At 59.5% G+C, this 19,394-nt stretch carries 15 protein-coding genes and 1 pseudogene; 12 read left to right on the top strand and 4 right to left on the bottom strand.

Going from position 1 to position 19,394, the window contains the following annotated elements; all coding sequences use genetic code 11:
- Positions 1-26 precede the first annotated feature (26 nt).
- Genes EP237_RS20990 through EP237_RS20965 form a run of 6 tightly spaced genes read left to right on the top strand, consistent with a single transcriptional unit; the run spans position 27 to position 6,722 of the window.
- Complete coding sequence (locus EP237_RS20990; protein ID WP_127562786.1) at positions 27-794, top strand: ABC transporter ATP-binding protein; 768 nt, start codon at positions 27-29, stop codon at positions 792-794.
- The gene (locus EP237_RS20985; protein ID WP_071692002.1) at positions 781-1,581 is read left to right on the top strand and encodes an ABC transporter permease; all 801 of its coding nucleotides are present in this window, start codon (positions 781-783) and stop codon (positions 1,579-1,581) included. Before EP237_RS20990 ends, EP237_RS20985 begins: the two co-directional genes overlap by 14 nt.
- A 23-nt stretch (positions 1,582-1,604) precedes the next feature.
- Entirely contained in the window at positions 1,605-3,101 is a 1,497-nt protein-coding gene (locus EP237_RS20980) for an aldehyde dehydrogenase (protein WP_127562785.1), read from the top strand.
- Positions 3,098-4,003, top strand: coding sequence for an NAD(P)-dependent oxidoreductase (locus EP237_RS20975; RefSeq protein WP_127562784.1), 906 nt, complete (start codon positions 3,098-3,100; stop codon positions 4,001-4,003). The genes EP237_RS20980 and EP237_RS20975 overlap by 4 nt, the downstream gene beginning before the upstream one ends.
- On the top strand, positions 4,003-5,223 hold the full coding sequence (locus EP237_RS20970) for a mandelate racemase/muconate lactonizing enzyme family protein (protein ID WP_127562783.1): 1,221 nt from the start codon (positions 4,003-4,005) through the stop codon (positions 5,221-5,223). Before EP237_RS20975 ends, EP237_RS20970 begins: the two co-directional genes overlap by 1 nt.
- Positions 5,220-6,722 (top strand): aldehyde dehydrogenase (NADP(+)), encoded by a 1,503-nt coding sequence (locus EP237_RS20965; RefSeq protein WP_127562782.1) that lies wholly within the window; start codon positions 5,220-5,222, stop codon positions 6,720-6,722. The genes EP237_RS20970 and EP237_RS20965 overlap by 4 nt, the downstream gene beginning before the upstream one ends.
- Positions 6,723-6,737: 15 nt before the next feature.
- On the opposite strand, the gene EP237_RS20960 is transcribed toward EP237_RS20965, so the two are convergent.
- Entirely contained in the window at positions 6,738-7,394 is a 657-nt protein-coding gene (locus EP237_RS20960; RefSeq protein ID WP_127562781.1) for a GntR family transcriptional regulator, read from the bottom strand.
- 139 nt (positions 7,395-7,533) lie between these two features.
- Between EP237_RS20960 and dctP the strand changes: the two genes are divergently transcribed.
- The 5 genes from dctP (at position 7,534) to EP237_RS20935 (ending at position 13,256) form a co-directional block, all read left to right on the top strand.
- Positions 7,534-8,511 (top strand): TRAP transporter substrate-binding protein DctP, encoded by a 978-nt coding sequence (gene dctP, locus EP237_RS20955; RefSeq protein ID WP_127562780.1) that lies wholly within the window; start codon positions 7,534-7,536, stop codon positions 8,509-8,511.
- A 105-nt stretch (positions 8,512-8,616) separates the two neighbouring features.
- On the top strand, positions 8,617-9,165 hold the full coding sequence (locus EP237_RS20950; RefSeq protein ID WP_127562779.1) for a TRAP transporter small permease: 549 nt from the start codon (positions 8,617-8,619) through the stop codon (positions 9,163-9,165).
- On the top strand, positions 9,165-10,481 hold the full coding sequence (locus EP237_RS20945; protein ID WP_127562778.1) for a TRAP transporter large permease: 1,317 nt from the start codon (positions 9,165-9,167) through the stop codon (positions 10,479-10,481). The genes EP237_RS20950 and EP237_RS20945 overlap by 1 nt, the downstream gene beginning before the upstream one ends.
- Positions 10,478-11,725 (top strand): malonyl-CoA decarboxylase, encoded by a 1,248-nt coding sequence (locus EP237_RS20940; protein ID WP_127562777.1) that lies wholly within the window; start codon positions 10,478-10,480, stop codon positions 11,723-11,725. Before EP237_RS20945 ends, EP237_RS20940 begins: the two co-directional genes overlap by 4 nt.
- Positions 11,726-11,738: 13 nt before the next feature.
- Entirely contained in the window at positions 11,739-13,256 is a 1,518-nt protein-coding gene (locus EP237_RS20935; RefSeq protein WP_127562776.1) for a malonate--CoA ligase, read from the top strand.
- A gap of 517 nt (positions 13,257-13,773) precedes the next feature.
- On the opposite strand, the pseudogene EP237_RS23915 reads toward EP237_RS20935, so the two are convergent.
- Together EP237_RS23915 and EP237_RS23365 are read right to left on the bottom strand one after the other, a co-directional pair.
- Positions 13,774-14,001, bottom strand: a pseudogene (locus EP237_RS23915) (transposase); the annotation flags it as partial.
- A 270-nt stretch (positions 14,002-14,271) separates the two neighbouring features.
- Complete coding sequence (locus EP237_RS23365; protein ID WP_127562775.1) at positions 14,272-16,089, bottom strand: hypothetical protein; 1,818 nt, start codon at positions 16,087-16,089, stop codon at positions 14,272-14,274.
- Positions 16,090-16,492: 403 nt separating this feature from the next.
- Between EP237_RS23365 and EP237_RS20920 the strand changes: the two genes are divergently transcribed.
- Positions 16,493-17,092 carry a hypothetical protein gene (locus tag EP237_RS20920; protein ID WP_127562774.1) on the top strand — a complete coding sequence of 200 codons (600 nt, stop codon included), beginning with the start codon at positions 16,493-16,495 and terminating at the stop codon, positions 17,090-17,092.
- Between the two features lie 9 nt (positions 17,093-17,101).
- Here EP237_RS20920 and EP237_RS20915 read toward each other — a convergent pair whose 3' ends face one another.
- Complete coding sequence (locus EP237_RS20915; RefSeq protein ID WP_127562773.1) at positions 17,102-19,192, bottom strand: ATP-binding protein; 2,091 nt, start codon at positions 19,190-19,192, stop codon at positions 17,102-17,104.
- Between the last annotated feature and the right edge of the window lie 202 nt (positions 19,193-19,394).

The following is a 19,394-nucleotide window of genomic DNA, read 5'->3' as shown; positions in this document are numbered from 1 at the left end:
GCCCCCGGTTTTCAAAGGAAGAAAGCATGAGCAACCAGATCAAATTCTCGGGCGTGAAAAAGGTTTTTGGAAGCGGCCCTGACGCCGTCCATGCCTTCGGTCCCGTGGACATGGTGGTGGAAGACGGGGAATTCGTCTCGCTGCTTGGCCCTTCGGGTTGCGGCAAGTCCACCCTGATGCTCATGACCGCGGGGCTGTTGGACTTGACCGAAGGTTCGGTCAGCATCGGTGGGACGCCGGTGAAAGGCCCGCAGACCGATATCGGCATCATGTTCCAGGATAATACGCTGGTTCCCTGGCGCACCGTGCGCGGGAACATCGAGCTGCAACTGGAAATGCGCGGGATCTCCGTGGCCTCGAAACGGGCCGAGATCGACGCGATTCTGGCCTCGGTTCACCTTGAGGATTTCGCAGACCGCCACCCTTACGAGCTTTCAGGTGGAATGCAGCAACGCGCCGCGTTTTGCCAGGCGATGATCCACGCGCCCAACACGATGCTGCTCGATGAACCGCTTGGAAAGCTCGACGCGATGACGCGCGAACGCATCCGCAGCGATTTGCAATCGCTGTGGATGGAGCAGCGGCCAACGGTCCTGTTCGTCACCCATTCCATCGAGGAGGCGATCCAGCTTTCCAGCAAGGTCGCGGTCATCACGCCGCGCCCGGGCCGGATCGAACGCGTTATCGACATCGACCTGCCGTACCCGCGCGACTACGAGGTGAAACGCTCGCCCGAGTTTTCCGCATATGTTCATGAAACCCAGGAGATCTTCAGAGGCTATGGCGTCATTTGACAAAAAACCCACCTTCGCGGGCCTGAAGCTGCGGTTGATGAATTCATGGATGTTCGTCGCCTTCTTCATCGGGTTCTTCCTGTTTTGGGAATACTCGGTGCTGTGGTTCGACATCCCGCTCTATATCCTCACCCCGCCGTCGCTGATCATCGAGAACGGCGCAGCTGATCTGCCCCGGCTACTGGACTACACGCTGGTTACGGGGACCGAGGTCATTATCGGCTATGTCCTGGCGGTTGTCCTGGCGCTGCCCCTTGGTCTTGCAATCGCGTTTTCAACGATCCTCAAGCGCACAATCTACCCGTTCATCGTCTGCATCGAGATGGTGCCGAAAATCGCCTTCGCGCCGCTGTTCATCTCGTGGCTCGGCTTCGGGCTGTTGCCCAAGGTGATCATCGTCTTTCTGGTATGCTTCTTTCCCATTGTCCTGAATGCGATCCTGGCCTTCAATTCGCTGTCCGAGGAACTGACGCTGTTCTCGCGTTCGACCGGGGCAGGCATCTGGCGCACCTTCTTCAAGGTCCGTCTTCCCGCCGCGCTGCCCCAGTGTTTCGTGGGTTTCAAATATGCGGCCATCAACGCGACGGTTGGCGCGGCGATTGCCGAGTTCATCGGATCGGATGAGGGGCTTGGCTTCTACATCCAGATCGTGACCGGCAACATGCGGCCCGACCTGGCCTTCGCCGGGATCTTCTTCCTGACGCTTCTGGGGCTTTGCCTGTTCGGGTTGGTGACGCTGGCCGAACGGCTGCTCATCCCCTGGCACATCTCTGTCCGCCGCAACTGACGCATCTGTAACGGAGCTTTCCCATGTCACTGACAAAAGATCAGGCCCATAGCCGCGCATCCGGACTAGCCATTGAAACCCGCGCCTTCATCAATGGGTCTTTCACGGCGTCATCGGACGGCGGCACGTTCGACTGCGTCAACCCCGCCACGGGTGAAACCCTGTGCGCCGTGGCCCATTGCACGGCCGAGGATGTGGACCGCGCCGTTGCCGCTGCCCGCGCACGGTTCAATGACGGGGTCTGGTCCCGCGCTGCGCCCGAGGATCGCAAGGAGGTGATGCTGAAGCTTTCCGCCCTGATCCGCGAGAATGCCGAGGATCTGGCGGTTCTGGAAAGCCTCGACAGTGGCAAGACCATCACCGATTGCCTGCACGAGATCGGCAATGAGGTGGCGAATTTCTTCCAGTGGTATGGCGAACTGGCCGACAAGAGTTTCGGCAAGGTCGCGCCGACGGGCGAGGACGCGCTGGCGCTCATTGTCAAGGAACCTGCAGGTGTCGTCGGGCTGGTGCTGCCCTGGAACTTCCCGCTGCTGATGGCGGCGTGGAAACTGGCCCCGGCGCTGGCCGCGGGCTGTTCCTGCCTCGTGAAACCGGCCGAACAGACCCCGCTCAGCATCCTGCGTCTGGCCGCTTTGGCGCAAGAGGCCGGGGTGCCTGACGGGATTCTGAACGTTCTGCCCGGCATGGGGGAAACGACGGGGCAGGCCATCGGACGGCACGGTGATATCGACATCGTCTCCTTCACCGGTTCAACCGAGGTGGGCGGTTATTTCCTGCGCTATGCGGGGGAAAGCAACCTCAAGGTCATCGGGCTGGAGATGGGCGGTAAAAGCCCCTTTATCGTGCTGGATGATGCGGACCTGACCGACGATCTGATCGAGCACGCGGTCAACTCCGCCTTCTGGAATGGCGGGCAGAACTGCTCGGCCAACATGCGTCAGATCGTCGATGCCCGCGTGGCCGAGGCTTATCTGGACAAGGTCACCGCCCGCGCCGCTGCCTACAGGGTGGGTGACCCGCTGGACCCCGACACCGATATCGGAGCGATGGTGACAGCCGAACACATGGCCCGCGTCACCGGCTATATCGAAAAGGGCCTGTCAGAGGGCGCGCGCATGACCACGGGCGGCGCGCGCAAGGGCGCGGGGTTCTTCGTGGAGCCCACCGTCTTCGCCGGGCTGACCCCGAACATGACCATCGCGCGGGAAGAGATCTTCGGCCCGGTTCTGGGCGTCTTGCCGGTGGCGAACATGGACGCGGCGCTGCAACTGGCCGCCGACAGCGACTATGGCCTGCACGCCACCGTCTTCACCCGCGACATCGACCGCGCGCTGCACATGGCGCGGCGTCTGCCTTGCGGCACGGTGTCCGTGAACGGCTTTTCCGAGGGCGATATCAAGACGCCCTTCGGCGGCTACAAACGGTCCGGTTCGCTGGCGCGGGACAATGGCGTCGAGGCAATGGAGCAGTATCTGCAAACCAAGACCATCTGGATTTGCCAGGGGGCACCTGCATGATGCGCATCGCGCTGTGTCTCGATCTGAACGGCGACCAGATTGCGCGGCTGCGGTCCCGCATCGGGGACGCCGAGCTTGAGGAAACCGGCGACCTGACCGGCTGCGAGATCGCCTTTGGCAACCCGCCGCCCGAGGGGTTGACCGAAGCCGAGGCGCTAAAATGGGTGCAGTTGGAGTCCGTGGGCTTCGGGGAATACGCCGATCTCGATTGGTCCACGCTTGGCCAGCGCCTGACCCTGACCAATCTGGCGGGCTTCTTCGCCGATCCGGTCGCGGAAACCGCGCTTGCGGGGCTTCTGGCGCTCGCACGCGGCATCGACCGGCTGGCCCGGCTGCAATCGAGCAGGACATGGGAGGGCGACCCGATCCGCACGCGGCTGCGTCTGCTGAAAGGCGCGCGGGTGGTGATGCTGGGCAATGGCGCGATCAACCGGCGGCTGGCAGAGCTGCTGGTGCCCTTCGGCTGTGAGATCACCGCGCTGGACAGTTCCACCACGACCGCCGATCTCGACGCCTTGTTGCCGACAACGGATATTCTGGTGGCGACGGTGCCGGACACCCCCGCCACGCGCGGGCTGTTGTCGGCGGAACGTCTGGCACTGCTCCCCCCTCATGCGGTCCTTGCCAACTTAGGGCGTGGCTCGCTGTTGGACGAGGCCGCACTTGCCGACGCACTGGCCGAGGGCCGCTTGGCCGGGGCCGTGCTGGACGTGACCCGGGACGAACCCCTGCCGCCCGATCACCGGTTCTGGACCTGCCCAAACATCCTTCTGACCCAGCACAGCGGCGGCGGCACCGCCGACGAGCTGGACCGCAAGATCGACACCTTCCTGGCCAATCTCGCCCGCTATCGGGCGGGTCAGCCCCTGCAGGGCGTCGTCGACATGACCCGAGGTTACTAATGCCCAATATCACCAATATCCGCTGCGTTCTGCTCAGCTCTCCCTACGCCGATGCGGACGATCCCGAGATCAAGGAATGCTTTCCTAACGGTCCCAAGCGCACCATCGGCATGGTCGAGGTCACGCTGGACAACGGCGTGACCGGATTGGGCGAAGGCTACCTAGCCGTCTTCGCGCCCAAAGTGTTCGAGTCCATCGTTGATCTCTGCCGCCCGCAGGTGATGGGCAAGGACGGGTTCGATATCGCGGGCCGGGTGCGCGACCTGCGCTCGCTGTGTGACTACTGGTCCCTGCAAGGGGCCGCGCGCCACGTGATTGCCGCCTTCGAAATCGCGTTGCAGGATGCCAAGGGCAAAAGCCTCGGGGTGCCTGTCTACGACCTGCTTGGCGGGCCAAAGGCGGGCGCGATCCCTATCTATGGCTCGGGCGGGTGCTGCGATGCAAAGCACCAGTTCCTGCGAGAGTTGGACCTGCTCGAAAGCCTCGGCATCACCCGCTACAAGATGCGCGCGATCAAGACCGATATCCTGCGCACGGCTTGGGTGCTGGAAGAGGCGGGCAAGCGCGGTATCCAGGTGGGCGTGGATATGTGCCAGAACCTCGCCGATCCTCCGCAGGAGGTGGAGGACGTGGTGGCCTATGTCGAAGCGGTCCACGCGCTGACCGATTACCGGATGATCTTCGTGGAAGAGGCGATCGGCCCTGACGCGCCCGAGGGCTTCAAGGCCCTGCGCGGGCGGATCGACGTGCCCGTCTGCGGCGGAGAGATCATCACCACGCCGAAGGAAATGATCGAACGGATCAACAATGACGTCTACGATTTCGTGCAGCCCGACGCCTCGGTCATGGGCGGGATCTCGGCGGTGATGGATGTGTTCGAGGCGGCTGGGGCGAAGGGCACCGATGTCGTTGTCCACGCCTGGGGCGGGGCGGCGGCGATCATGGCGAGCTATCACGCAGCCTTCGCGGCGGGCGGCAAGCTGGTCGAATACCCGATGCTCGATTTCCCGCTCGGAACCGAGATGATCGGGGATCAGGGCAGGATCGTGGAGGGGCAGCTTCGGCGGCCAACAGCGCCGGGTCTGGGCCTGACGCTGACGCCCGAGATGGAAGCGCGCTATCCATTTGACGAAACGGCGGTCTATTCCTGTGCGCTGATCGATTTCGGCCCGCCGCCCGACAGCTACTGGGCACGCGAGACGAACGGGCAGGGCGCATGATCGGCAAGCATTACATTGCCGGGCAATGGACCGGCAGCGACAAGACCTTCCTATCCGCCCCGGCGCAGGGACCGGCGCAGGAGTTCTGCGTTGGCACGCCAGACCTGGTTGAAGCCGCTTGCAGCGCGGCGGAGGCGGCCTTTGACGCCTACGCGCGCACCAGCGCCGAAACGCGCGCCGGATTTCTGAACGCCATCGCCGATGAGATCGAGGCCCGCGCCGAGGAAATCACCGAAACCGGCAGCCGCGAAACCGGCCTGCCCGAGGCGCGCCTGCAAGGCGAACGCGGCCGCACCACCGGGCAGTTGCGCCTGTTTGCAGACCATATCCTGAAGGGCGACTATCTTGACCGCCGTCACGATCCGGCCCTGCCTGACCGCCAGCCGCTTCCCCGACCAGACCTGCGGATGATCCAGCGCCCGATCGGCCCCGTGGCCGTCTTTGGCGCATCGAATTTCCCGCTGGCCTTTTCCGTTGCTGGTGGCGACACCGCCAGCGCGCTGGCGGCGGGCTGCCCCGTTGTCGTGAAGGGTCACAGCGCCCATCCCGGCACCAGCGAGATCGTGGCACGCGCCATCGAGGCCGCGACTTTGGCCTGTGGCATGCCATCGGGCGTCTTCTCCCTGATCCAGGGCGGCCGCCGCGATGTAGGGACAGCGCTGGTCACCCATCCCCTGATCCGCGCGGTCGGTTTCACCGGCTCGCTCGCCGGGGGCCGGGCGCTATTCGATCTATGTGCCGCACGCCCCGATCCGATTCCGTTTTTCGGAGAACTGGGCAGCGTCAACCCGATGTTCATCTTGCCCGGGGCCCTTTCCGCCAAGTCAGCCGCGCTCGCGGAAGGTTGGGCCGCGTCGCTGACCATGGGGGCGGGGCAGTTCTGCACCAATCCAGGCGTTGCGGTCCTGCCAGCGGGGCCCGATGCCACCGGGTTCGCTGACGCGGCAACGAAAGCACTTTCTGCGACAATGGCGCAAGTGATGCTGACAGACGGGATCGCACAGGCCTACCACGACGGGTGCGACCGGATGGGGCAGGGGGACCATGTGCAGGGGCTTCTGGTCTCCTCCCGCCAGAGCCGAGAGGCCGCCCCCAGTCTCTTCCGCACGACCGGTGCGGCGTTTCTGGACAATCCCAATCTGCAACACGAGGTTTTCGGACCGCTCGGCCTGATCGTTGAGGTGGACGGAGCGGGGCAGATGAAACAGATCGCTGCGGGGTTGGAAGGGCAATTGACCTGCACCCTGCATATGGATGACGCCGATACAGAGACGGCCCGCGCCCTGTTGCCCATACTGGAACGCAAGGCCGGGAGGATCCTGTTCAATGGGTTTCCAACCGGTGTCGAGGTTTGCGATAGCATGGTCCACGGCGGCCCGTACCCGGCCTCAACGAATTTTGGCCACACCTCGGTTGGAACCCTGTCGATCCGCCGCTGGTTGCGCCCGGTGTGCTATCAGGATCTTCCCGCAACGCTGAGTCCACACCTGATGGGCTGAACCGCCTGCCAGAGGCTATTCCGCGGCCGGTTTCAGGTTGGCAATGAGGTGGTGGAACTTTTCGCCCTGAACCGCCACGTGACCGCGGATCTCGGCAGAGGCGCGGTTCCCGTCGCCGGCTTCCAGCGCTTTCACGATGGCCTCATGTTCACCCATCGACTGCCGCATTCTGCCACGAAGGCGCAGTTGCAGGCGGCGGAAGGGTTGCAGGCGCCGATGCAGGCGTAGGCATTCCTGTTCTAGGAATCGGTTGCCGGATTGGCGGTAGAGAATCGCATGGAATCTCTCGTTTTCACGGTAATAGAGATCGGCGTCCTGGGCATCGACCGCCTCGTTACAGCGCTGGTTTGCTTCATGCAGATCGGCAAGCGCCTCGTCCGAGATCCGCGAAGCAGAGAGCCTGGCACACACAGCCTCCAGTTCCGCCATGACCTCGAACATCTCGATCAGTTCGACCGGGCCGGGCTGACGCACGAAGACGCCCCGACGCGGGATCTGCTCGACCAGGCCCGATTGCGCAAGCTTTTGCAAAGCTTCCCGAATGGGTGTGCGAGAGACCGAGAACTTCTCGGCCAGCTGCACCTCATCGAGGCGCTCCCCATTATCGAAAGTGCCGTCGAAGATCAGGCCTTCGAGCTCTTCCGCGATGATATCTGCGCGTTTGCGTTCCATGGTTTGTATATAATGCGAACCTTATTCGGGTACAAGGTATGTTTTCTTGTATACAAAAATATTGACTACAGATACACGACCTGCGATCAAGAATTCGATCCGGTCCCGAATCGGACACAATCCAAGGGAGGAACCCATTATGAAAACGCTTATTACTACCGCCGCCGCTGCCGCGCTTATGGCCGGGGCCGTGCAGGCCGAGGAACTGCGCCTGTCGCACCAGTGGTCGACACAGGACATCCGTCATCGCGTCGCGCAGATGGTTGCTGACGAAGTGGCCGCCGCTGATGTCGATCTCGAGATCACCATTTTTCCCTCGCAGTCGCTCTTCCGCGCCCGCGAGCAGTACACTCCTGTCAGCCGCGGTCAGCTGGACATGACTGTCCTGCCGCTCAGCTATGCCGGCGGCCAGCAGCCCGCCTATAACCTGACCCTGATGCCGGGCCTGGTGCGCAACCATCACCATGCCGCCCGCCTGGTCGAGTCGCCCTTCATGGACGCGCTGGAAGAGATCATGGCCGAAGATGACGTCATGGTTCTGGTGCATGGCTACCTGGCCGGCGGTTTTGCCGGTGTCGATGGTTGCATCACTGGCCCCGATGACGTGCAGGGCCTTCAGACCCGCGCCGCGGGACGTGCCTTTGAACAGATGCTGGCCGGTGCCGGTGCCTCGATCGCTTCGATGGCATCCTCCGAGATCTACAACGCCATGCAGACCGGCGTTCTTCAGGCCGCGAATACGTCGTCGTCTTCCTTCGTTTCCTACCGGATTTACGAGCAGGTCAGCTGCTACACGCCCGCGGGCGAGTCCGCCCTGTGGTTCATGTACCAGCCGCTGCTGATGAACCTTTCGACCTTTGAGGGTCTGAACGAAGATCAGCAGGCTGCCCTGCTCGCCGCTTCGGCCAATGCGCAAGCTTACTACCTGGAGGAAGCAATCGGGGAAGACGCGGCCTCGGCTGAAGTGTTCGCCGAAGCCGGTGTCGAGATTGCGGAAATGACCGATGAAGATTTCGCAGCCTGGCGCGCCATCGCCATGGAGACCTCCTATGCGGCCTTCGTCGAGGATTATCCCGACGGTCAGGCCCTTCTCGATATGGCACTCGCCGTAGAATAACGGCGCCGGGGCGGCCCCACACTCTCCCTTGGCCGCCCCTTTCTTCTTCCGTCGGCGCGGCTTTGCCCCGTCGCCCCTTTCCCTGTTTAAATATCGGAGGTTGCCATGGCCGGGCATAGTTCTGCCGCCATCGCCCATACGGGGAACAACCTGTTCCTCAGGACTGTCGCCAATATCTCGACCCTGGCGGGCTGGGCATCCGCCGCGATGATCGTGTCGGCTGTCGGGATCACCGTCCAGATGATCTATGTGCGTTTCGTGCTGAATGGCTCGACCATCTGGCAGACCGAGGCGGTCATCTACCTGATGATCGGCGCGACGCTGATTGGCCTGCCTTACGTGCAGCGCTTGCGCGGCCATGTGAATGTCGACCTTGTTCCCCTGTTGCTCGGCCGCAGGGCGCGGCTGTGGCTCAGCCTGATCACTCTCACGATCTCCATCGTCATCGTCGCGCTGATGCTGTGGTACGCCTACGAGTTCTGGCACCTGGCCTATGAGCGCAACTGGCGGTCCGACACGGTGTGGGGCGTGCGCCTGTGGAAGCCCTACCTGTCGCTTCCCATCGGGTTTGCCCTGCTTCTTCTGCAACTCATCGCCGACCTGGTCGCTGTGATCCTCGGCGTGGATCAACCTTTCGGTCTGGAGGACGCCTGATGGACCCGCTCCTGCTCGGCGCTATTGTCGCCATTGCCACTATTGTCGTCCTCTTCTCGGGCGTTTCCGTTGCCATCGGTCTTCTGATCGTCTCTGCCGGGTTCCTTTTTGTCTTCGACGGGATGCGGTCGGTCGAGCTGATGCCTGAAATCCTGTTTGGCAAGCTCGACAACTTCGCCCTTCTCTCGATCCCGATGTTCATCATCATGGGGGCATCCATCGCCTCGACACGAGCGGGGGCGGATCTTTACGAGGCGCTCGAACGCTGGCTGACCCGCATCCCCGGCGGCCTGGTCGTGTCGAACCTCGGGGCCTGCGCGCTCTTTGCCGCCATGTCGGGCTCGTCGCCCGCAACCTGCGCGGCCATAGGCAAGATGGGCATCCCCGAGATGCGCAAGCGTGGCTATCCCGACGGCGTTGCCGCAGGCTCCATCGCGGCGGGCGGCACGCTCGGCATCCTGATCCCGCCCTCGGTCACCATGATCGTTTATGGCATCGCGACCGAGACCTCGATCGGCCGCTTGTTCCTGGCGGGGGTCATCCCGGGCCTCATGCTGGTGGGTCTGTTTATGGCCTGGTCGCTCTACTCTACCTGGCGGTCGGGCGATGCGGCCAGCCTTGGCTCGGGCAGCTACACCTGGGGCGAACGGTTCGAGATCCTGCCCCGCGTGCTGCCCTTCCTGGCGATCATCCTCGGTGTGCTCTACGCCATGTATGGGGGCATCGCGACGCCATCGGAAACCGCCGCCGTGGGTGCCCTTCTGTGCCTTCTGATCGCGATGATCATCTACAAGCTGTGGAATCCCAAGGACCTGTGGGTCGTGCTGCGCGACAGCACCAAGGAATCGGTGATGATCCTGTTCATCATCGCGGCGGCTGGTGTCTTTTCCTTCATGCTCTCGTCGCTCTTCATCACCCAGTCCATCGCCGAGTGGATCGGCACGCTGGAGGTGAACCGGTGGGTTCTGATGGGGGCGGTCAACGTCTTCCTTCTGATCGCGGGTTTCTTCCTGCCGCCGGTCGCGGTGATCCTGATGGCCGCGCCGATCCTGTTGCCGATCATCACCACTGCCGGGTTCGATCCAATCTGGTTCGCTGTGGTGCTGACCATCAATATGGAAATCGGGCTGATCTCTCCACCAGTCGGTCTGAACCTCTATGTGATCAACGGCATCGCGCCTGACATCTCGCTCAAGACCATCCTGCTCGGTTCGCTGCCCTTTGTGGTTTGCATGGTCGTCGCCATCATCCTGCTCTGCCTCTTCCCGGGGCTGGCAACCTGGCTGCCCGACTTCGTCATGGGGGCCGCGGTATGACGATTTTGGCCGACCTTCTGTCGACCGTGTTCGAACGGCGCTACCGCACGGCGGCGCCGGTCGAGCAGGGCAGCCGCCCGCTGGCGGAGCTGGCCGAAGAACTGGTCGGCTCGGCGGGCGAGACCTCGGGCCTTGCCCTTGCGGGCGAGATCCTGTCGCGGATCGAGGATCTGGACGATGCAGGCAAGCTGGACTTCTTCCGGCATATCGCATCGGCCATGGATATCGACCCCGAGGCGGTGCGCACGACACTCGATGCCTATGAGCGCAGCCCGTCGAAGGACAGTTACCGCGCCTACGCAGCTGCCGCCGAGCCGCGCCGGCAGGAGCTGATCCGCCGCCTCAACCGGGTGCCCGGCGCTACCGGGCAGCTGGTGCGGCTTCGGGCGGAACTGCTGCGCCTCGGCGCGAAGGAGCCGGAGCTTGCGGCGCTTGACCTCGACTTCCGCCACCTCTTCGCGTCGTGGTTCAACCGGGGGTTCCTGGTGCTGCGCCCGATCAGCTGGGAAAGCCCGGCCCATATTTTGGAGAAGATCATTGCCTATGAGGCTGTGCATGCCATCGCGTCATGGGACGACTTGCGCCGCAGGCTGGAACCGACCGACCGGCGCTGTTTCGCCTTCTTCCATCCGTCGATGCCGGATGAGCCGCTGATCTTCGTCGAAGTGGCACTGACCAAAGGCATTCCCGGATCGGTCCAGACCCTGCTGGCTGAGGACCGCGCCCCGATGGCGGCGCATGAGGCCGACACGGCGGTGTTCTATTCCATCTCCAACTGCCAGAAAGGGCTGGCCAGCATTTCTTTCGGCAATTCGCTGATCAAGCAGGTCGCGTCCGACCTGTCTTCGGAACTGCCGGAGCTTTCGACTTTCGTCACCCTGTCGCCCATTCCCGGTCTGTCCACCTGGGCCAAGCAGGAAGGGCTTGAGATGCCCGTGCAACAGCCTGAAGTCATGCGCCGGATGACGGCCTACTACCTTCTGAACGCCAAGGGGCGTGGCGGTCTGCCATCCGATCCGGTGGCCCGGTTCCACCTGGGCAACGGGGCCATGGTCCACGCCGTGCACGCAGATGCCGACATCTCGGACAAGGGCCGCGCGCAATCGGGCGGCACGATGGTGAACTACCTCTATGATCTGGGCGCGGTTGCCCAGAACCATGAACATTACGCGACCACGAGCGAGGTTCTTGCAACCCCCGAGGTCAAACAGCTCGCCGGTGCCGGTGCACCAAGCCGGGTCTAGGAAAGGCAAGACAATGGCAAATCCTCTCTACGACAGTCTCTTTGGCGTCCATGCGGGCAAATGCTCCGCATTTCTGCACCTGGCCGAGGGCGAGGTTCTGACCTTCCAGGACTTCCTGGCCATGGCCGCACGGCTGGCACATGCCATGACCCAGATCGGGCTGGACCCCGGCGACCGGGTCGCTGTGCAGGTGGAGAAATCACCCGAGGCCCTGGCTCTTTACGCCGCCTGTGCGCAGGCCGGTCTGGTCTTCCTGCCGCTCAATACAGCCTATACGGTCGATGAGCTGACCTATTTCATCGAGAACAGCGGCGCCAAGCTGATCGTGTGCGACAGCAAGAGCGAATGGAACCTGCTGCCCGTCGCCAAATCGCTGAACGCGCAGTTGGAAACGCTGAATGCCAATGGCACCGGCACTTTGATGGACCAGGCCGCCGTGATGCCGTCGAGCTTCCCGACCACGGATCGTGACGGCGATGATCTGGCGGCCTTCCTCTATACCTCGGGCACGACCGGGCGGTCCAAGGGCGCGATGCTGACGCAGAACAACCTTCTGTCGAACGCGCAGACTCTGGCCAAGGAATGGCGCTTTTCCTCGAATGATGTGCTGCTGCACGCGTTGCCGATCTTCCACACCCACGGGCTGTTCGTTGCCACCAACGTGGCTTTGGCCGCCGGCAGCAGCATCATCTTCCTGCCGAAATTCGATCTCGAAACAATCATCGATCTGATGCCGCAGGCGACTACGATGATGGGGGTACCGACCTTCTACACGCGGCTTCTGTCCGATCCGCGCTTCACCAAGGATCTGGCCGCGCATATGCGCCTCTTCGTGTCGGGGTCTGCGCCGCTTCTGGCCGAAACCCATGTCCAGTTCGAAGAGCGCACCGGTCATCGCATCCTCGAACGCTATGGCATGACGGAAACCAACATGAACACTTCGAACCCCTACGACGGAGACCGCCGCGCGGGAACCGTGGGTTTCCCGCTGCCGGGGGTGGAGCTGAAGATCACCGATCCCTCCACGGGGGAAACCCTGCCCGATGGCGAGGTTGGCCAGATCGAGGTGCGCGGGCCTAATGTGTTCAAGGGCTACTGGCAAATGCTCGAGAAAACCGCCGCTGAGCTGCGCGCCGACGGGTTCTTCATCACCGGCGATCTCGGCAAGATTGACGAGGATGGCTATGTCCACATCGTCGGCCGCAACAAGGACCTGATCATTTCGGGCGGCTACAACATCTATCCCAAGGAAATCGAGCTTGTGCTGGATGACCAGCCCGGCGTGCTGGAAAGCGCCGTGGTGGGCGTGCCGCATCCCGATTTCGGGGAAACCGTGGTTGGCGTTATCGTTCCGGCCCCGGGCGAAAGCCCTGACCTGGACGCTATTGCCAAGGCCGCCGGAACCTCGCTTGCGCGTTTCAAGCATCCCCGCAAGCTGGTGGTGGTCGACGAGTTGCCGCGGAACACGATGGGTAAGGTGCAAAAGAACATTCTGCGAGATACCTACAAGGACCTGTTCGTGCCCGCGTGAGCTAAGGAACAGTATGATCGAGCGGCGTCTGCCTGCGACCAGGTCATCGATGCGGTTTCGGCAACGAGCTTTAACTGAATTCGTTCCTGGCCGCCCGGTGGGTTTCGACGGCTTGAAGCAAATGCGAGTCCAGCGCGAAGCCAGCTCGTTTTGGGCAAGAAGAGGTTATTTATGGTAGAGGGTGCAGCGCGGTATTGGGAAGATGAATCGCCATAAGCTCTCAGGAAAGGCGTCCCGGGGCACCGTGTAGGGATTGGATTTGAAGGGAGAACTCAACCTTAGAACGGCCAGCCCGCCACATCCTTGGTGCACATGCTCCGAACCGAAACAGTGTGCCTGATCAATTTGCGGGGGGTGTTAGCAGACCTCCTCAGCTTCCAACGCGGTGTGGAGCCCGGCCATGACTGCTCCTGCTTTCTGAACTGGTCCACCGTTTCGTCCCCGTGCAGCAGCCCCATCAGCTGCGCCCGCATGAAGGCTTTGAGCACGTCATTGATCCGGGGGCCGTAGTCGCGGCCTGCTTTGTGAACTGGGCTCCCCATGTTTTAAGCCATGTCGATCGGCCTCGGTTCATCTTGACGGTTGCTGCCTCATGCAATGCTCGCCTCAGATTGACGTCACCAGCTTTGGTAGTCCCGCCTTACACGTCCCGTTCACCGGACTGGTTGCGTGAAGGCGTCAAGACAACCCAAGGCCCGACTCTTTTTGAAGACCGAAAGCGGGCCGGATCATCGACAGCTGGGCGAAGCGCATGGTCACGACGGGGCGGATACAGCCCGATTTGCTGTGACAACAATGTAAACGAGGCGAGATTTCAGACCTACTTTGCGAGGAGATTCTGTGAGACGCGTCGCGCAACCAAAGTCCAGTCAAGCCGCAGCTGACGGCCCGTTGCTGCCATTCACCCCCAAGCTTCGATGCTGCAGTTGCAGCCCACTTTGCCGACTTTCGCCGCAACTGCTCGGCTCGGTTGATGGCCGAGGACTGATACGCAGACAAGCCGGCTGAGTTGGCCTTAAGGTTGGCAGACGACAGCGCCGGTAGCGCCAACTTCTGTGCAGGCCGAGAAAAAGGACTGCAAAAGCCAGTAAAGTTGCACGAAGGACGGAGATGGCCTTTGGCCACCCTGTATCGCAGTTAGCTCTTCCTTGAGCGTCTGCCGACTGAGTGAAGAAGTCACAATGACCGCGCGTCGGCGCACATCCGGAGCCGCTCTAGCGCGACGCAATGCAACTCCGAGATCAGCGACATTCGAACGTATCGTCCGATCAATTTGTGTGGCCTGATTGGGCGCGTTATAGGTCGAACCCCACAGCTCCAGCTTGCTTGCGATACGCTCTTCAGGAAAAAACATATTTCCGAGGTTCTTAACCGCCTGGCTGACAGAAACATGAAAGGTGCTGGCACCGAGGGAGAGCTCGCCATGCTTTGCGTGATAGAATGAGATTCGCGTTTCCCCCGCGCCGTCAGAGACGCCAATGAAGTCAGCCCATTCGTCGCCAAGGTCGTCACACAGTAGAATCGGATCGGCTGCAGCAATGTGATCGACAATTGCCCCGAAACTTGAAGTGCCATCAAATGCCGTGTGCGCAGCGGTAAATTGACCTTTCTCGCTTGTGACTGCCACTAGAGGCGGACAGGTGCTAAAATGACGAAGAAAAGACTCGCCACCGTCCACTAGAGTTTCGTCGCGGAATACCTGACCATCAATGTAGGCCAATCGCACGTCCTCGAACAAAACGATGAGCGAATTCACTCTGTCGAGATACTCCCGAAGTGTTTGCCGGCCGGTATCTTCACCAAGTGCCGCACCGGTGGCTTCCACATAAACGTCCGAAAACTGAGGTGATGATAAGGAGCGCAGAGCGATGCGGCTTTTGTTGAGGCGGATCGATGCGCACTGTTCTCCTGTGGCTGGATCGACTGACGTTCTTAAGCGATCACCCCCTTCGATATTCAGAGGGCGGCCAAGTCTTTCCAAGAGAGCTGTTAATTCATCGGCAGAAAGTTCGACTGCAACATCGTCGTCCAGTCGGACGAGCTTGATGCCCTCTTCAACATCCTCCAGGGCATCAGAAAGCTTGATTGTATCAATCGCCATGGCAATCGGCTCTGAAGACTCCAGAGCTTCGGCCAACGACATCGGTCGGGCAAAGGACCTGATAAATGGCGATACATCCGCATTGTCCACTCGAAGCTCTTCGATAACGTTCTTAGCAAAGTTTATGACGTCTTGAAGGTCTGCGCGCGCGGAGCGCACTCCAATGCGACCAGTGCTCGGTGTAGCGGTGCTCTGCATGCCATTCGCTATAACGCTGTACGTACGTGGCGCGTACCGTCTGCTTCCGGCCGGGCCAACAACATTCGCAAGATCTGGAGCGTCAACGGTTTTGGAGCGCATCGCGTGGGGCGAAATGGACATGTTTCGCATCGTCATACGCTGAAAAACTGCATCTGTTTTGGCAATGGCACCTTCAACACGCGCCGTTTCAACCGCCGAGAAGTGCGTCGTTTTGAAGGAGGATGGGAGGCTCAATCGAGACGAAAGTACTGCCACATACCCTTGATGTTCAATCAACAGAATGAATCCACAAAGATGCTCTCGTATCGCAGTAGTGCTTTCAAGAAATGAAGGCGCGCTCTCGTACTTGAAGCAAATTGCAGACCAACGAACTTCGTCGATTTGTTCGCGTGTGAATTTAAACTCGTTTTGCGAAGTAACTCCGTGGTTCGCGCGAAGCTTTACAAACAGGTCATCGATGGCTTTGTTTGACAACTTCTTTCGAATTGCATGAAAATTGGCAGACGTTGGAACGGAAAGATCATCTATCATGTCAAATCACCATAAACACCAGCAGTATGTGCATGTAACTCCCAAGAGTCGAGCCCCGAAAACCTCTAGGAACTGATCTGCTCTGTCGAAGCATTGCTACTTCACACCTCCAGAAGCGTATCCATAGAAGGTCTCTGGCCGATCGTATCCGAGAAAAGCTTGCTGAACGCGATGCAGATGAACGCGCATCTGACCGATATGCGAAGGGATCTAGCCAATGAGCTACAGCCGGGGCCCACTCAGAGCATGACTTCAGGCACAGCGTTGGATCACGCCTGCAGCTGGGATCTTGGGCACTGGTAGAAGAACAACTCTTGACTTCTTGGACGCTTCGTACATCAAGCTGTTCATTTTTAGTTCTATTCGCTAGTCTGTATCCGCAATCAGATTCAAGTGAGGCAAAATGAAAATCAGAGTTAGCCAGTTCATCGACTTTGCCTACGGGGATAAACGCAAAGACAAAGCAAAAGTCAAAAGCATCATCAGTGAGCTAGATTTGCCTTATGATCCTGCTAAGGACCGGTACAAGCAGTTTCGAGAAGCAATGAAATCTTATGAAGACAAGGCGATCTCGGAACAGCAGTTTCTGGATCTCTATTCGGGCGTTTCTGCCAACAAATCTGCTGGTTATAAGGTTCTTTGCCAAAATTATTTGGACCTGAAGGAGGATCATGCTCTCATTTGGCAAGGACGAAGTCCGGTGGAAGCAGACATTTCAGGGGTACGCGTCTCAACAGCGTGGTATCTACGTACAGAGGCTAATAACCAAAGAAGAATAATTTTCTTGCACTTCGGGAAAGAACAACTGCCCCGAAGAAAAGAACGCGGTTTGCTGAGTATTCTTCGAATGGCACAACCGGACTCTGCAGGCGTCGGCATTCTCAACATACAGCCAGGTACACTCATAACTGCCACAAGGCTTGATCAAGCCGAGGCCGAATATCTGAACGAACGAGCGGCAAAATTCATGGTGATTGCTCAGAGCCTGCAATCAGATGGGTAGCAGTCACCACTAACCATCGGCCGGCTTCTCGAACTTAATCTGCCCTCGTTGTGCAAGTCCTGCAGCATCAAGTAGTGCCCGGTTCGAAGTCATTGCGGACGAAAGTACAAAGTCCCATTCGAAAGCCTGAATGATCACGTTTGCATGATCTCCGCCAAGACGGCGTTCCCGGCCTCGTCGGTTATGTATGTAGTCCCATGAGGAAACTTCGTCTTTCAGGCCGCCGCGGAAATCCGCAACTACCATGCAGTAGAACCGGCAATCATCTGAGACTGATACGTTTCGCCTTCCGAAGCCCTCGATCTTTCCAGCTTTAATCCGGTCAACATACTGCGTGATTTGGCGGGTGACGCTTTCGCCTGCAGCATATCCGGATCGACCAGGATGCTTGAATTCGACAATGAAGACTTGAGTAATCGGTTCTAAGTCTTCTACGCCCTCAACACCTCCTTGTTGCCCAACAGGGGCAAGACAGTAGAGATGATCCCAGAGCAGAACGTCGGGTCGGATCTCGCTGTCATCATCCTTGATGACCTGCTTCAACGGAACATCTGATGCAAATCCCGACGCAAAGGCTAAACGCTCGTCCAATAGCCAAAGATCGTGAGCTGTGTGCTCTGCTTTGCTTGGATCGTTGCTGTTGATCCTCATTGGCACAATCAAGGAATGCAACGTGGACTCTAGATGGTATTTGTCGTCACCTTCGGCGCTGCGAAGTCGGCGGATTAGTTGGTTCATTAGATCAAGTACCACTCTGCGTCTTGCGGCGTGATGCGCGAGAGAGCTACGCTCGCTTTCTTGAACATCTTTGGCGGCTTCTAGTACAATCCGCTCAAAGTCTTCTGGTACAGCATCGCCTGAGACCAAACCCTGCACAATCGTTGTCAGCCGTTGTTCCCGATCCCGTTCTTTTCGATATCGAGGCAAAGCAAGTTTCGCGACAAAGTCTTCGTGCGACTTCGCTCCAACAGGAAGTGACGCAAATATCTCTTCGCGATCGCCAAATCCAAAAATTGGTTGTTCGCTTAAAAAAGCCTCAAAACTGAGCCGACGTTCATTGTCGAAGTCCCTAAGTTGATCAGCTATTAACTTTTCCCGGGCGTGATTAACCGCAGCCTTGACGATGTCGTCTAACTCAGAGGCTGGAACCGTGAACGACGTCCTACTTTCTGCAACACGGTCGTCAAGATATTCACTGCCAACAACCAAGTGCATCGCCAGATCATCTTGGTCACCGCCTTTCAGGGCCCCGATCCCAACGAGACTGTCTATGTTTCTCGTTTCGACAGTTCGTTTGTTTCCTAGCAGATGTAATTGGTGTCTGCCTTCGAGGCCTTGGCTTGCCTTCTTTTCACAAAGATAGCCCTCGATTTTTAGATCAGGCAAGCCTTCGTCGGCTGGCGCAGAAAGGTCCTCTGGACCCTCAACGACAAGATCAACGACATCTACTGGGAACTCTGCGGAGATGGTGTTCCCTGCCTTGGACGTCACCGACAACGTCACACGTGAGCTGCTACCAGCCAGAAAATCGGCGATGAATTCAGCTGCTACATAATCCTTGATCTTCTTTGGTTGCTTAGGGAACTCGCTTGTGTAGGGGCCTTGTTTCAAGCCAGAAAGATGGACAATCGTCCCAGTTTCGTTTGGTCCAAACTCATCGAATTCGGCTGATAAATGTTCGATCTGTTCTTCGCGCCGCAAGAGAAATCTGAAGGCCCGTTGTGAGTAACCATCACCTTTTCGGAACCGCGACTTCACCTCGATATTCTTGAAAGCATCAAGCCAATACAGTCGACCGACACCTTTGCCACCACGCTGGCTCTTGAAGTCGGTGTCAATTTCACAAAATGCGTCAAATCGGTCGGTCTCAAGTCCAATCCCATTATCGCGTACAGTGATGCTCACGTCGTCGCCGCCGATACCCTCAATGTCCACCTTCACGTGTCCAGGCTGAGTTTTTCCAAATGCTTCATGCCGATCGTCAATTGCCATCATTGCGTTACTGACAGCCTCAAGAAACGGCTGCATGGCCTGTGCAGCGGTCGACGGTTTAGTCAGTTTTCTAACGCGATTGACGAGGTTTTCGCTTAAGGTGGTCATTGATTGTTCCTGCAGGCCTCGTCGCAAGATGCCTGTTCCGACCAAACATGTCACCCAGTAAAGGATCGGAAAGCAAAAAGCCTCTTTTTCGAAGCTTGAGAGTGGTTCGATTCTGTTTCAACGTCTGCTTTAATGGTTATCTCGCCTTGCCTTGCGAGCGCAGCGAATGGCTGCTCCCCGCCGATGCTGTTGAAAAACTCTG

Origin of the sequence: Nioella ostreopsis (assembly GCF_004000255.1) — a bacterium.
In the GTDB taxonomy this organism is placed as follows: domain Bacteria; phylum Pseudomonadota; class Alphaproteobacteria; order Rhodobacterales; family Rhodobacteraceae; genus Nioella; species Nioella ostreopsis.
Note: the sequence above shows the minus strand (reverse complement) of the source record. Positions and strands in the feature narration are given on the sequence as shown.

Bases quoted from the DNA above. Each gene is read 5' to 3' on its own strand.
- EP237_RS20990 (WP_127562786.1), top strand. From the start codon at position 27: ATGAGCAACCAGATCAAATTCTCGGGCGTGAAAAAGGTTTTTGGAAGC.
- EP237_RS20985 (WP_071692002.1), top strand. From the start codon at position 781: ATGGCGTCATTTGACAAAAAACCCACCTTCGCGGGCCTGAAGCTGCGG.
- EP237_RS20980 (WP_127562785.1), top strand. From the start codon at position 1,605: ATGTCACTGACAAAAGATCAGGCCCATAGCCGCGCATCCGGACTAGCC.
- EP237_RS20975 (WP_127562784.1), top strand. From the start codon at position 3,098: ATGATGCGCATCGCGCTGTGTCTCGATCTGAACGGCGACCAGATTGCG.
- EP237_RS20970 (WP_127562783.1), top strand. From the start codon at position 4,003: ATGCCCAATATCACCAATATCCGCTGCGTTCTGCTCAGCTCTCCCTAC.
- EP237_RS20965 (WP_127562782.1), top strand. From the start codon at position 5,220: ATGATCGGCAAGCATTACATTGCCGGGCAATGGACCGGCAGCGACAAG.
- EP237_RS20960 (WP_127562781.1), bottom strand. From the start codon at position 7,394: ATGGAACGCAAACGCGCAGATATCATCGCGGAAGAGCTCGAAGGCCTG.
- dctP (WP_127562780.1), top strand. From the start codon at position 7,534: ATGAAAACGCTTATTACTACCGCCGCCGCTGCCGCGCTTATGGCCGGG.
- EP237_RS20950 (WP_127562779.1), top strand. From the start codon at position 8,617: ATGGCCGGGCATAGTTCTGCCGCCATCGCCCATACGGGGAACAACCTG.
- EP237_RS20945 (WP_127562778.1), top strand. From the start codon at position 9,165: ATGGACCCGCTCCTGCTCGGCGCTATTGTCGCCATTGCCACTATTGTC.
- EP237_RS20940 (WP_127562777.1), top strand. From the start codon at position 10,478: ATGACGATTTTGGCCGACCTTCTGTCGACCGTGTTCGAACGGCGCTAC.
- EP237_RS20935 (WP_127562776.1), top strand. From the start codon at position 11,739: ATGGCAAATCCTCTCTACGACAGTCTCTTTGGCGTCCATGCGGGCAAA.
- EP237_RS23365 (WP_127562775.1), bottom strand. From the start codon at position 16,089: ATGATAGATGATCTTTCCGTTCCAACGTCTGCCAATTTTCATGCAATT.
- EP237_RS20920 (WP_127562774.1), top strand. From the start codon at position 16,493: ATGAAAATCAGAGTTAGCCAGTTCATCGACTTTGCCTACGGGGATAAA.
- EP237_RS20915 (WP_127562773.1), bottom strand. From the start codon at position 19,192: ATGACCACCTTAAGCGAAAACCTCGTCAATCGCGTTAGAAAACTGACT.